Annotated in this window: 13 protein-coding genes and 1 other RNA gene; 6 read left to right on the top strand and 8 right to left on the bottom strand. The window is 68.9% G+C overall.

The features are described from left to right. Window positions 1-36 precede the first annotated feature (36 nt). Both EO174_RS14585 and EO174_RS14580 read right to left on the bottom strand, forming a co-directional pair. Complete coding sequence (locus EO174_RS14585) at window positions 37-2442, bottom strand: EAL domain-containing protein (RefSeq protein WP_016903963.1); 2406 nt, start codon at window positions 2440-2442, stop codon at window positions 37-39. 272 nt (window positions 2443-2714) lie between these two features. Continuing rightward, a complete protein-coding gene (locus EO174_RS14580) occupies window positions 2715-4640 on the bottom strand; it encodes a DEAD/DEAH box helicase (protein WP_115677590.1) in 1926 nt (641 codons plus the stop codon). 172 nt (window positions 4641-4812) lie between these two features. Between EO174_RS14580 and EO174_RS14575 the strand changes: the two genes are divergently transcribed. From EO174_RS14575 to EO174_RS14560, 4 genes are all read left to right on the top strand, one after another. Further along, a complete protein-coding gene (locus EO174_RS14575) occupies window positions 4813-5313 on the top strand; it encodes a sigma-70 family RNA polymerase sigma factor (protein ID WP_047129002.1) in 501 nt (166 codons plus the stop codon). A gap of 27 nt (window positions 5314-5340) precedes the next feature. Then, a complete protein-coding gene (locus tag EO174_RS14570) occupies window positions 5341-5988 on the top strand; it encodes a hypothetical protein (RefSeq protein ID WP_126945268.1) in 648 nt (215 codons plus the stop codon). Between the two features lie 159 nt (window positions 5989-6147). Beyond that, window positions 6148-6390, top strand: a complete 243-nt coding sequence (locus tag EO174_RS14565; protein WP_024939760.1) for an RNA-binding S4 domain-containing protein — start codon at window positions 6148-6150, stop codon at window positions 6388-6390. Continuing rightward, the gene (locus EO174_RS14560; protein WP_164740214.1) at window positions 6387-6734 is read left to right on the top strand and encodes a hypothetical protein; all 348 of its coding nucleotides are present in this window, start codon (window positions 6387-6389) and stop codon (window positions 6732-6734) included. Before EO174_RS14565 ends, EO174_RS14560 begins: the two co-directional genes overlap by 4 nt. 192 nt (window positions 6735-6926) lie before the next feature. On the opposite strand, the gene ubiM is transcribed toward EO174_RS14560, so the two are convergent. From ubiM to EO174_RS14530, 6 genes are all read right to left on the bottom strand, one after another. Continuing rightward, window positions 6927-8105, bottom strand: a complete 1179-nt coding sequence (gene ubiM / locus EO174_RS14555; RefSeq protein WP_126945266.1) for a 5-demethoxyubiquinol-8 5-hydroxylase UbiM — start codon at window positions 8103-8105, stop codon at window positions 6927-6929. Window positions 8106-8136: 31 nt separating this feature from the next. After that, window positions 8137-8212: non-coding RNA, sX9 sRNA (locus EO174_RS14550), on the bottom strand. 187 nt (window positions 8213-8399) lie between these two features. Next, window positions 8400-8801, bottom strand: coding sequence for an MAPEG family protein (locus EO174_RS14545; RefSeq protein ID WP_104581882.1), 402 nt, complete (start codon window positions 8799-8801; stop codon window positions 8400-8402). A 25-nt stretch (window positions 8802-8826) separates the two neighbouring features. Next, window positions 8827-9336 carry a DUF4019 domain-containing protein gene (locus tag EO174_RS14540; protein WP_126945264.1) on the bottom strand — a complete coding sequence of 170 codons (510 nt, stop codon included), beginning with the start codon at window positions 9334-9336 and terminating at the stop codon, window positions 8827-8829. Between the two features lie 151 nt (window positions 9337-9487). Then, window positions 9488-9736 carry a hypothetical protein gene (locus EO174_RS14535; protein ID WP_104581880.1) on the bottom strand — a complete coding sequence of 83 codons (249 nt, stop codon included), beginning with the start codon at window positions 9734-9736 and terminating at the stop codon, window positions 9488-9490. Between the two features lie 63 nt (window positions 9737-9799). Next, a complete protein-coding gene (locus EO174_RS14530; RefSeq protein ID WP_126945262.1) occupies window positions 9800-10984 on the bottom strand; it encodes a hypothetical protein in 1185 nt (394 codons plus the stop codon). A gap of 148 nt (window positions 10985-11132) precedes the next feature. Here EO174_RS14530 and EO174_RS14525 point away from each other — a divergent pair, with 148 nt between their 5' ends. Continuing rightward, entirely contained in the window at window positions 11133-12596 is a 1464-nt protein-coding gene (locus EO174_RS14525; RefSeq protein ID WP_104648077.1) for an AlkA N-terminal domain-containing protein, read from the top strand. Continuing rightward, window positions 12593-13138 (top strand): methylated-DNA--[protein]-cysteine S-methyltransferase, encoded by a 546-nt coding sequence (locus EO174_RS14520; RefSeq protein ID WP_126945260.1) that lies wholly within the window; start codon window positions 12593-12595, stop codon window positions 13136-13138. Before EO174_RS14525 ends, EO174_RS14520 begins: the two co-directional genes overlap by 4 nt. Window positions 13139-13173: the final 35 nt, after the last annotated feature.

Raw genomic sequence — 13173 nt, 5'->3', positions numbered from 1 at the left:
GGCGATTTGCAGCGCCACGCGTGCACCCATGTGCGATCAGGACAACGCCAGCAGCGGCTGCCCGGCGTGCAGCAACTCGTCGAGCGGGCATGGACGATGCAGGCTGAAACCCTGCACCTGGCCCACTCCGGCCTCGTGCAGGCCGGGAATGTCCGCCTCCGACTCCACGCCCTCGGCCACCACTTCGATGCCCAGCGCCAGGCCCACCTGCGCGATCGAATGCACCGCCGCACGGTCCACCGCGTCGTGTGCGTAGTTGCGTACGAAGCCGCAATCGATCTTGAGGACATCCACGGTGAACTGCTTGAGATAGCCGAACGAGGCCAGGCCGCTGCCGAAATCGTCCAGCGCCACATGGCAGCCGCGCGCACGCACGCTCTGCACGAAGCGCCGCGCGTGCTCCAGATCGCCAATGACGGCGGTCTCGGTGATCTCCATGCACAGCTTGGGCACCAGGCTCGGATAGCGCTCGAACAGGGCGCACACGAAATCGAGAAAATCCGCTTGCGCGATCGACTGCGCAGATAGGTTGACGTGGCACAGATCCAGATTAGCCAGGTGCAGCGGATTGGCCGCCAGCTGCGCGCACAGCGTTTCCAGCACATGCACGTCGACCATGCGCCCCAGGCCGTAGCGTTCCACCGCAGGCAGGAATTCGCCCGGACTCAGCACCCGCCCGTCACCCGCGCGCATGCGCACCAGCACTTCGTACTGCAGGCGTCCCGGATCGCGCAACACCTGGATCTTCTGCGCATACAGCAGCAGGCGGTCCTCGGCGATGGCCTGCTGCACCGCGCTGATCCAGCCGCCGTCGTGGCGGCGCCGCGCCAGCGCCAGATCGTTTTCGCCGAAACAGCGAATCCGGTTGCGCCCCTCTTCCTTGGCTGCGTAACAGGCCAGGTCGGCGGCGGTCATCAAGGCATTGACGTCGCTGGCGCCCTGGCGGATTTCCACCACACCGAAGCTGCAACCGGGCGTCAGCGGCCGCCCGCCCTGGTGGCTCCATGGCTGACCCAGCACCGCGTGCATGCGCTCGAGCACGGTTTGCGCCTGCGCCAGGTCGGTATTGGCCAGCAGGATCGCGAACTCGTCGCCACCCAGCCGCCCCAGCCAGTCGCCGGGGCGCAGCTGCATGGTGATCACATCGGCGAAGTGGCACAGGAACTTGTCGCCCACCGCATGCCCGAAGGTGTCGTTGACCAGCTTGAAGTGATCCAGGTCGACGAAGCACAGCGCATGGCGGAGCTGCGGCGATTGCGGCGGCTCGATCAGGCGCAGCAGCCGGCGTTCGATCTCGCGGCGGTTGATCAGGCCGGTCAGGGCATCGTGGCGCGCATGGAAGGCGACTTCGTCGGCAAGCTCGTGCGCGTGCGAGACATCCTCGATCACCGCCAGCACCAGGGTCGGCTCTTCCGGGCCGGGTTCCACCAGCGAGGCACTCCAGCGCCCCCACATCACCCCGCCATCGGCGCGCAGGAAGCGTCGCTCGCCGGACTGCAGCAGGGTCGGCCAGTCGACCATGCCGCGGCTGTCCAGCGCGATGTCGTCCGGATGCATCACCTCGGCCAGCGTGCAGGCCTGCAGCTCTTCGGGCCGGTAGCGCAGGATGTTGGCCATCGAGGCATTGGCATCGAGCACGCGGCCACGCAGGTCGAACTTGACCATGCCCAGCGCCGCCTGTTGGAACGCGGTGCGAAAGCGGCCTTCGTGCGAGAGCAGGTAATCGCCGATGCGGCGCATCGCCAGCACGCAGGTGGTCAGCACCAGCAGCAAGGTCGCCAAGCTGCAGATCACCATCATGTCGTGCAGCAGCCGCGCGCAGCGGATCAGCAGCGCCTGGAACTGCGCCGTATCGCTGCGCATGCGGCCATCGAGCAGATGCAGCTCATCGCGCAGGGCCTGCAGCGCGCGCGGATCCGGGCGGCTGGCGGCCTGCACCGAGGCGGCCCGGTCGGCCAGCGCGCTCAGCTGCAACAGGTCGGCATCGGTGTGTTTCCACATCGCGATGGCGTCGCCCAGATACGGAAAGACATGGCCGTAGCGATACAGCCGCACCATTTGCGGCATGTCCTCAGGGGCATTGCGGCCGGCCGCCAGCCCGGCATGGACCGCGCTCCAGTCGATCACCGGTTGCTCGACTGCCTCGCGGGCCGCGCGGTCGCCGAGCGGCACTTCCAGCGCGCGGCAGGCGGCCTGCAGGTCGGCCGGATCGCCGCTCCCCAGGTAGCGCTCCAGCCAGTACACCGACTCCTGCTGGGCATTGGACCAGTGGCTCTGGCCGACGATCCAGGCCGTCGCTCCGGACTGGATCTCGATCATCAGCGCAGAGAGCACCGCCATGCTGATGGCCATGCCGATCAACAAGGCCAAGGGAAGCGTCAGCCAGCCGCGCATCAGATGCATGGTCTGCCTACCGCCGGTACCGCCCGCCATCTGCGCCATTGTCACCCTCGAACCCTGCCGCCGCCCCATGCGATTCAGGCGCCCAGTGGGCGCCTGAAGGCAGTAGCGGCCGCAATGGCGCAGTCTGTATGGCAGCGCCTGCTTGACCACGGTCGACGCAGGCACTTCGCCTGGCCGGCAGGACGCTGCCGGCAATCCCCGAGACGTCAGCGCGTGACGCCTGCAGTCCGATATGCATCAACCAACATAACGACCACGGCGCCCCGCAGCGACGGCAGGACCGCCGCACGCTGCCGGGTCCTCAGCGGCGCTTACTCGCCGCGGGGCTTGGGCGGGCCCTTGCGATGCGGCGCGCCGGCACGGTCCATCGGACGGTTCGGGCCATTCGGGCGGCCGGACGGCTTGCCCCCGCGCGGGAAGCGCGGCCTGGACGGCGCTGCAGCAGCCTCGCCGTCTTCCAGCTTGCGCATGTTGAGCTGCTGGCCGGACACCCAGACCTTCTTCAGGTGCGTCAGCAGCTCGCGCGGCATGTCGGCCGGCAGGTCCAGGATCGAATAGTCGTCCTGGATGTCGATACGGCCGATGTAGCGGCTTTCCAGGCCGGCTTCGTTGGCGATCGCGCCGACGATATTGGCCGGCTTCACGCCGTGGGTGTGGCCCACTTCGATGCGGTAGCTCTCCATGCCGAACTCCGGCTCGCCACGCGGGGCAACCGGGTCGCGACGCGGACGCTCGGCACCGGCGCCATCATCGGCGAAGGCCGGACGTTCCGCACGCGGCGGGCGTGCCGCGCGCTCACCATCGGCACGCGGGCCACGCTCGAACTTCGGCTCGAAGCGCGGACGCTCGCCGCGATCACCGCGATCATTGCGCTCGCGCGGGGCGAACTCCTCGCGTGCGCCACGCACCGGCGGGGTCAGCAGGAACGGCGCATCGCCCTGCAGCAGCTTGGCCATCGCCGCGGCGATATCGATCGCCGGCACGTTGTTCTCGCTCTCGTAGCGCTGCAGCAGATCGCGATACATCTCGATCTGGCCGCCGGCCAGGGTCTCGGTGATGCGGGTCATGAACCGTGCCACGCGGGTGTCGTTGACCGCATCCACGCTCGGCAGCTGCATCTCTTCGATCGGCTGACGGGTGGCGCGCTCGATCGAACGCAGCATGCCCTTCTCGCGCGGGGTGACGAACAGGATCGCGTCGCCGTTGCGGCCGGCACGGCCGGTACGGCCGATGCGGTGCACGTAGCTTTCGGTGTCGTACGGGATGTCGTAGTTCAGCACATGGCTGACGCGCTCCACGTCCAGGCCGCGCGCGGCCACGTCGGTGGCGACCAGGATGTCGAGCTTGCCGTCCTTGAGCTGGGCGATGGTCTTCTCGCGGGCGGCCTGCTGCATGTCGCCGTTGATGGCCGCCGCGGCCATGCCACGTGCCTGCAGCTTCTGCGCCAGCTCTTCGGTGGCGGCCTTGGTGCGGGCGAAGATGATCATGCCGTCGAACGGCTCGACCTCCAGGATGCGGGTCAGCGCGTCCAGCTTGTGCAGGCCGCTCACCCACCAGTAGCGCTGGCGGATATTGGCCGAGGTGGTGGTCTTGGCCGCGATGGTGACTTCGGCCGGGTCCTTCAGATAGGTCTGCGCGATGCGGCGGATCGCCGGCGGCATGGTCGCCGAGAACAGCGCCACCTGGCGCTTCTCCGGCAACTTCTTCAGCACCGCTTCGACGTCGTCGATGAAGCCCATGCGCAGCATTTCGTCGGCTTCGTCCAGCACCAGCGTCTTGAGCTGGGACAGGTCCAGCGTGCCGCGATCCAGGTGATCGATCACCCGGCCTGGAGTGCCGACCACCACATGCACGCCGCGCTTGAGCGCGCTCAGCTGCTGCGCATAGGGCTGGCCACCGTAGACCGGCAGCACGCGGAAGCCGGGAATGGCTTCGGCATATTTCTGGAACGCCTCGGCGACCTGGATGGCAAGCTCGCGGGTCGGGGCCAGCACCAGCGCCTGCGGCTTGAGCTGGTTGAGGTCGGCGTTGGACAGCACCGGCAGCGCGAACGCGGCGGTCTTGCCGGTGCCGGTCTGCGCCTGGCCAAGCACGTCGCGGCCGGCCAGCAGCGCGGGAATGGTGGCGGCCTGGATCGGCGACGGCGACTCGTAGCCGACGGCGGCAACCGCCTTCATCACAGCGTCTGAGAGGCCGAGGTCTGCAAACAGCAGCGGCGCGGGAGATTCTTGGGTCATTGGGTAACTCCGGAGGCGCCGCACGGAGCCGGCAGGCGCAAAGCAGCATAGTGTGCGCCCTCAGGCCCCCCGCTGTCGAAATTTCCGTGACAGTCCGTTCAGCTTGTGAGGATTTGCCCGCTGCGGCGAATCATCTCCTCGACCCTTGTCATTCCCCCACCCGGCCGGAGCCATGTCCCTGGAAACAGACCTGCACACCCGCTTCAACGCCTTGCTGCAGCAGCACCGCGGCATCGTCCTGAAGGTCGCGGCCAGCTATTGCTGGAACCCGGACGACCGCGCCGAGCTGGCGCAAGACATCACCGTGCAGTTATGGCGCGCGTTCCCCGGCTATGACGCCGGCAGGCGCTTTTCCACCTGGATGTACCGCATTGCCTTAAACGTGGCGATCAGCGATCTGCGCGGTCGCAGCCGCGCGCCGCAGGACCCGCTCCCGCTGGAGGCGGTGGCCGACAGCATCGCCGACCCGCTGGCGCGCGACCCGGCACACGCGCAGCAGGTCGCCGCGCTCCACGGCTTCATCGCCCACCTGCCGCCGCTGGAACGCGCCTTGATGCTGCTGTACCTGGACGCGCACAGCTACCGCGAGATCGGCGAGGTGCTCGGCATCAGCGAGACCAATGTCGCCACGAAACTCAGCCGCCTCAAGGCGCGCATCCGCGCCGAACTCTGACCACCCACTTCGCCCAAGGAACATTCGATGGAACTCGACGACATGCAACGCGCCTGGCACGCAATGGAACACCGCCTGGGCCAGCACGGCACGCAGATCAGCCACATCCTCGGCCAGGTGCGTGGCCATGCGGCGCGCACCAGCCTGCGCCCGCTGTGGCTGAGCCAATCGGCGCAATTGCTGTGCGCCGTGGCGCTGCACATCGTGATCGCGCGCAGCTGGCTTGCCCATACCGATCAGGTTGCGGCGATCATCGGCGGCGTGCTGCTGCAGCTGTGGAGCATTGCACTGGCGATCTCCGCACTACGGCAGCTGCAGCTGCTGGCGCAACTGGACTTTGCCGGACCGCTGCTGCCGACGCAGCGCGCGCTCGCGCAGTTGCGGCGCTGGCGCACGCGGGTGGCCCCGTGGCTGGGCGCGGCGTTCTGGGTGCTGTGGGTGGCCGTGGCGGACGCCGGCTGGCGCGCACTGACCGGCCTGACCCTGCCGCACGACTGGCTGCTGCTCAATCTGCTGGTGGGCATGCTCGGCGGCATCGGCACCTGGCTCGGCTATCGACGGCTGCAGCGCAAACGCCATCCGTGGCTGGAGCGCATCGACAACGCGCATGCCGGGCCCGGCATCGTGCGCGCCGAAAGCATGCTGGACGAGATTGCACGCTTTCGACGCGAATAAGCTTGCCGACGCCGCACCGCGACGCTGCACCGTGCACGCCGCTGGCGTGCCGGCGTCGCGCTGCCATCACGACTCCACCTGCCGGCGCTGCATTCGGCACGGTGGTGTTGCCGGCTGCGACAGGCGGATAATCGCCGTCTTCCTGTCACCGAGCGCACCATGCAATTTCTGGAATTCGACCTGGACGGCGAGTACATCGAACTCAACCAGTTGCTCAAGCTGGCCGGTATTGCCGACAGCGGTGGGCAGGGCAAGGCGATCGTCGCCAGCGGCGCGGTCAGCGTCGATGGCGTGCAGGAACTGCGCAAGACCGCCAAGATCCGCCCCGGCCAGTGCGTGCAACTGGACGATGTGGAGATCCGCGTGCTGGCGCTGGACCCCGATGCGGAGCCTGCAGAATGAGCGTGGTGCAGGTCAGCTGGCGCAACAACGCGCCCTCGGCGGACGATCCGGACCACGATGTCTATATTTTCTCGATCGACGTCGATTCACCCACGCCGTTCTGGTTCGAGCAGTCGATCCGCGGCGGTCACGCCGAGCGCGGCGGTTGCAGCATGCTGGCCTTGCACGAGCTTGAAGCCTGGCCCGGCGGCTGGCGCGCAGACGTGACCAAGGCCGGCTGCGCCTGGGTGATTCCACTGCTGGAACAGGCCTTGCGCAGCGGCGATGCGCGCACCGCGATCGATGCGATTCTTGCGCGGGTCATGCGCCGGCCTGATGGCTGCGTCCTGATGGCCGCGTCCTGACTGCGGCGCGCCTGATGACAGCCCTGATGACAGCCGAGCTGACCGAGCCCGCACGATTGCCGCACCAGCATCCGCGAACGGGCCGCTGACCGCATTGCCCGCCGCATGTCGAACACCATTACAAGCCACTGCGCATGAGGACCACAGCGCAGCGCTGCACGCACTGCGCCTGCCTGCTCCCACGTCGATACCTCAGACGCTGCGCTGGGTCAGATGCGCCGCAATCGCCTGCTTGAACGGCGCCACCGCATGCGCCGCACGCAAGGCACCACGTCGCAGCAGGCGGGCCGGCGCACGGTCGTCGGTGTACAGCGCGGCCAGCGCATTGGTCGCTTCATACAGCGGCCGCGTCGCCAGCCGGTGCGCCCGCTCGTACCCCTGCAGCAAGGCCGCAGCCCCGATGTCGCGCCCGGCTGCAGCAGCGGCACGCACACGCTCGGCCAGGCGCGCCTGGCTCTGCAATCCAAAATTGAAGCCGTGCGCGGTGACCGGGTGCATGCCCACCGCCGCGTCGCCGATCAACGCGGCACGCTCGGCGATAAAGCGTTGTGCATAGGCGGCCACCAGTGGATAGGCATGCCGGCTGCCGTCTTGCTGCATCGGCCCGAGCCGATGCTCGAACGCCTCGGTCACTGCCGCACTGAAGTCCGCCGCCTCCATCGCCAGCAAGGCCTCCACCTGTCGCGGCGGCAGGGTCAGCACCGCGCCAGCGCGGTTGCCCTGCAGCGGCAGCAACGCCAGCGTCTTGCCGTAGCCAAACCACTCCCAGGCGGCATGCCGGTGCGGCAGCGCATGGCGCATCCGGCACACCAGCATGGTCTTGCCGAAATCACGCAGCTGCGCGCCGATGCCGAGCAGGCGCCGGGTACTGGAAAATCGGCTGTCGGCCGCCACCAGCAGGCGCGCCGACACCGTTTCCCCATCGGACAACTGCAGCACCACGCGGTCGCGCTCCTGCTGCACGGCCTGCAGCGTGCAGGCGCAGCGCATCTCCAACGCGGCTTGCGCCTGCACCGCCTGCCAGGCCGCGCGACGGATCAGATGATTGGGCACCAGCCAGCCCAGATCGCCGGCACCCAGCGCGGAGGCGGCGAAGCTCAGTGCGAAGTGCGAATGTCCATCCATGACGCGGGCGTCGCGCAGCGGCGAGATCGCATCGGCGGGAAATTGCTGCCAGATGCCCAGTTGCTCCAGCAGTGCACGCGAGGCATGGGTCAGCGCGATCTCGCGTCCGTCGAAGGCCGGCTCGGCCAGCTGCGCGCGTGGCTGCTGATCGACTACCAGCACCGACAGGCCACTGCCGGCCAACGACCGCGCAAAACTCAGGCCAACCGGCCCGGCACCAATGACTGCGATATCCACCGATTGCATGCCGCGCTCCTTTACCACCGAGACCCAGAGGAGCTAACAAAACCTTGCGTGCCGTGGTCAGGTGGATGCGGTCAGTGCAGCGCAATCGGCATGTACGCGCGGCACATGCAGCATTGAGCACGCACGCCTGGCGGTGGGCGCAGCCGTCTTGGTAGCGGCTCTCAGTTTACGGTAGTGGTGCTGGCCGGACTTGATCAGGATCAAGCAGCAACCGAACAGTCGCGGGCGCGCGACTTATTGCTGCGTTTTCTCGGTCACTGTGCCACCGGCTGCGCGCACACCACCTGGCCTGCGTCACCAGCCCAGCAACGCCCGCACCAGTTTGACGATGCCCCAGAACGACACCACCCAGATTGCGCTGCGCAGGTAGGGAATCCCCGCCGCATACGCCGGCACGTACGCCACGCGCGCCCACAGGTACAGCTGCACGCCCAGCGCGGTGTCTGCACTGGTACGGCCGGCAACGCTCACCGCCAGGACGGCGGCCGCGAAGATCGGGAAGGTCTCCAGATAGTTGCGGAATGCACGATCCAGCCGCGCCGCAATGCCGGTCAACGGCTTGGCGTCGCCATCGCGTGCGCTGGCATTCCACTTGGTCCCGCGCTGGGCGGTCATGCTGGCCGAGGCGGCCAGCAGTTGCACCAGGCCTAGCACCATGGCCCAGCCCAGCATCTGTAGTTCGATAGTCAGTTCCACGCGGGTCTCCCGATGCGCTGCAAGATCACTTGATCGACGCGCGCAGGCTGTAACCGGCGAGCCGCCAGGTCTTGTCCTCGTCCAGGCGGAACGACACCAGCTCGCGCACCGGCTGCTGGGCCTTGGCAAAGCGGGTCGGGAAGCTGACGTTGACGTACAGGCCTTCGGGCACCTGCGCGCCGGCGGCGTATTTGACCCGCGTCACCGAGCCCTGCCCGCGTCCGACCACCGCCCCCAGGCGCGCACGTTCGGCACCGATCTGGCTCACGAAGGCATCGCGCTTGACCGCGGTCTTGGCGACGCTGGAGGCGCCATCCCACAGCGAGGCCACCTGGTTGGCATCGACCATCTGCGCCACCCGCAATGCCGCCTGGGTCATCTCGGTGTTCTGTTTGACCAGCTGCGCCTGCTGCGCCGGGTTGACCGCGGGCGCCGCCTGGGGAGCGGCGGCCGGACGTGCAGCAGTCTGCGGCTGTTGGGCCAGGACCAGCGAGGGAGCCAACAGCAGTGCGGCAAGCAGACGAGGATGGAACATGGGGCAGATTGACCTTGTACGGAGCGAACGAATGGGAGCCAACACGGGTGCGTGGCGGGTGCGGCAGTTTAAGACCTGCGCTGCCTGCCGCGGTGAGTGCGCGACGATCGCAGGAGCCGGGTGCGGGCAATCCGCGCCAGCCCTGGCAACATCAGACTTCGCCGCCGGGCGGAACCGCCGCGACGCCGCGCGGCCGCCATAGCCGCCAGCTGATCCACAGCGCGCGGGCGATGGCCGCGATCAGCGCCACCAGGCTCAGCCACACTGCCAGCGTGGCCGGCCACTGCACCCGGCTGGCCGCAGCAATCACCTGCAGGAGCTCGGCCACGCCGAATCCGGCCAGCACCAGCAACGCCGATGGCAGATACGCCAGCGCAACACCTTTTGTCTTTCCGAGCATGGCGCCCCCGGCTCCGTGATATGCCGCGACCATAGGCAGCCGGCAGTGCGGTGCGCGTGAAGCTCAGCCGTCGCCCTGGGCCGGGCCCGGCGCAGGCTCGGCGGCGGCCGCCGCGTCCGGTACCTCGGTTGGCGCGGCGGTTGGCGCGGCCGGCGCTGTGTCGGCCGCCGCCGCGGCCTCCGGTGCGGCGGTTGCCGGCAGCGCGGCGGCATCGGTTTCGGCCAGCGGGCTTTCTTCCGGGCAGGCCGCATCGGGAAACCCGAAGCGCTGCTTCAAGGCCAGGCCGCAGGCGTTGACCGCCTCCAGATCGGCGCCCTCGCCCTTGCACTTGTGATCGAAGGCAACCAGGAACGCGTCCTTGCGGCGCACGAAGGCGTCGCCGCACTTGCGCATCTGGCGGATGCGCTCCAGGTCGTCCTGCACCGCGTTGGTGCCATCCAGCCCGTACTCGCGCAGCTCGTCCATCGTCAGCAGGCGCAGGCTGCGATTGGGCACGGTCATCATCAGGTCGGCCACCGCCACCGCCACGCCGTTGCGCTCCAGATAATCCTTGACGTTGCCGTAGACCTCGCGCAACTCGCGATTGAGTTCCGCGCGCGAGGTGGCCTTGGAACTGATCCGCATCATGCGGTGGATGCCGACCTTGCCGGCCACCAGCCGGTTGTCGCCGGCGGCCAGCACGAACACGCAGGCGCTGTGGCAGATCGAGCCTTCGCGCACCCAGATGGTCCAGTTGGATTCGCCGATCACATCGCCGGCGCGGATCGCCGCTTCCACCTGCCCGCCGCTGGAATCCAGGTCCAGGATGCGATGCGGCAACTGCAATTGCCCGGCCACCGTGGCCAGCCGCCACACCAAGGCTGCGAAGCCGGCGTTGATCTTGCCGGCATAGCGCACCCGCAGCAGGCCGGTATCGCGACATGGCGCCAGCGCCGCCTCCACGCTGGCGCGGTCCAGCGCCGGCAGCAGCGTGCCGTCGCCGGCGTCGCTGCTGTAATCGGTGGCGCAACTGATCCAGGCCTTGCCCGCGTCCAGCTCCGCCTGCGGCCAGCCGGCCTCGCCCGCCTGCGCGCGTGGCCGCGGCGGCGGCGCTGCCGGCTCGGGCGTGTCCACCGACACCATGTGGTCGCCATCGCCCTGCCCCGCGCCGCCCTGTTGCGTGGCGGCGGCATCGGCCGAGGTACCGGTGCGGTCGCAGGCCACCAGCGCCAGCACGCAGGAAAGGGACAGGCAGAGCAGTTTCAGCATGATGTCAGGCAACGGACCGCGACGGAGATCACCCTCAGTCTATGGCTGAACGAGCCCACCGTTTGACCCTGCCATGAACACACAGGCGCGGTGCAACCCTGTCCGAAAACGGCCAGCCGCAACTGGAGTGAGCGCATAGACTGGCGCCATGCAGACCGCCACGCCCGACCGACTCCAATGCGACCGCGCCCGCCTGGCGCGCGATGCGCGCTTCGACGGGCTGTTCTTCACCGCGGTGCGCAGCACCGGCATCTACTGCCGCCCGGTGTGCCCGGCACCGCCGCCCAAGCCGGGCAACATCAGCTATTACCCCAGCGCGGCGGCAGCCAGTGCCGCCGGCTACCGGCCGTGCCTGCGCTGCCGCCCCGAGCTGTCGCCGCAGGCGCAGCAGCACCTGGGCGAAGAGAGTGTGCAACGCGCATTGGCGATGATTGCCGACGGCGCCCTGCAGGAGCAGCCGGTGCAGACCCTGGCCGATGCGGTGGGCCTGAGCGCGCGCCAGCTGCAGCGGCAGTTCGTGCAGCAGCTCGGTGCCACCCCGATCCAGGTGCACGGCACGCGCCGGCTGCTGCTGGCCAAGCAGCTGCTGACCGAGACCGCATTGCCGGTGACCGAGGTCGCACTGGCGGCCGGCTTCAACAGCCTGCGTCGCTTCAATGCAGCCTTCCTGGAAGGCTGCGGGATGCCGCCATCGGCGCTGCGCAAGCAGCGTGCCGAGGTTCCGGGTGGCGCGTTGACCCTGCGCCTGGGCTATCGCCCGCCGCTGGACCTGCCGGCGATGCTGGCGTTTCTGCAGCGCCGCGCGATTCCCGGTATCGAGCAGGTCGACGCCAGCGGCTACCGGCGCGTGATCGGCACCCCGGGCAACGCGACGCTGATCGAGGTCAGCGCGGCGCCGCAGCGTGCGGAGTTGCTGCTGCGGATCGGCGCGACCGACCCACGCCAGATCCCGCAGATCGTACGGCGGGTGCGCCGGCTGTTCGATCTGGATGCAGACCTGCAGGCGGTGCACGCCACGCTGGCGGCCGAGCCGCTGCTGGCCGAGGCGATCGCGCGCCGCCCCGGCCTGCGCGTACCGGGTGGCTGGGACGGCTTCGAAGTGGCCGTGCGCGCCGTGCTGGGCCAGCAGATCAGCGTGGCCGGCGCGGCGACGCTGGCGGCGCGGCTGGTCGATCGGCATGGCGGCCATCATGTGGAGATGCCGCCCGGCCTGGACCGCATCTTTCCGACTCCGGCACAGCTGGCCGAAGCGCCGCTGGAACAGCTCGGCCTGCCGCGTGCACGCGCCGCCACGTTGCGTGCGCTGGCCTCGGCGTGTGCGCAAGGGCGGCTGCATTTCGGCGCCGGCCAGCGCCTGCCCGAATTCGTCGCCGCCTGCACGGCCTTGCCCGGCATCGGGCCGTGGACTGCGCACTACATCGCCATGCGTGCGCTCTCGCATCCGGATGCGTTTCCGGCCGGCGACCTGATCCTGCAGCAGGTGCTCGGCACCCCCGAGCGCCTGAGCGAGCGTGCCACCGAAGCGCGCTCGCAGGCCTGGCGACCCTGGCGCGCCTACGCCGTGTTGCACCTTTGGCATCTCGCTGTCGATCGCAAGGACACCCGTTCATGAGCACACTGCAGTACGACACCTTTCCCTCGCCGATCGGGGCACTCAGCGTGGCCGCCGATGCTGCCGGCGTGCACCACATCCTGTTCGCGCAGAACCGCTACGACGCGATCGGCCGCGCGCGCTGGCAGCATGCCCCGGATGCGCCGCTGGTGCGCGAGGCGCGCGAACAATTGCTCGATTACCTGCATGGCGGGCGGCGCAGCTTCGACCTGCCATTGGCACCGACCGGCACGCCGTTTCAGCTGCAGGTCTGGCACACGCTGGCGCAGATTCCGTTCGGGCAGACCTGGAGCTATGCGCAACTCGCGCACGCGGTGGGACGCCCGGCCGCCAGCCGCGCGGTCGGCGCCGCCAATGGACGCAATCCACTCCCGATCGTGCTGCCCTGCCATCGCGTGATCGGCGCCAATGGTGCGCTGACCGGCTTCGGCGGCGGCCTGCCGACCAAGCAGGCGCTGTTGCAGCTGGAGGGCTGGTCACCGCGCCAGGGCGCGGCGGCCGACGATCTGTTCGCCGCAACCTCCATCGCTGGCACGCGCTGACTTCGCGACGTCATTGCGACGCCGTAAACTGGGGC

The sequence above is a fragment of the Xanthomonas sp. BRIP62418 genome (genome assembly GCF_003993495.1).
GTDB lineage: Bacteria > Pseudomonadota > Gammaproteobacteria > Xanthomonadales > Xanthomonadaceae > Xanthomonas > Xanthomonas euroxanthea.
This window is presented reverse-complemented; position numbering and strand designations above follow the sequence as displayed.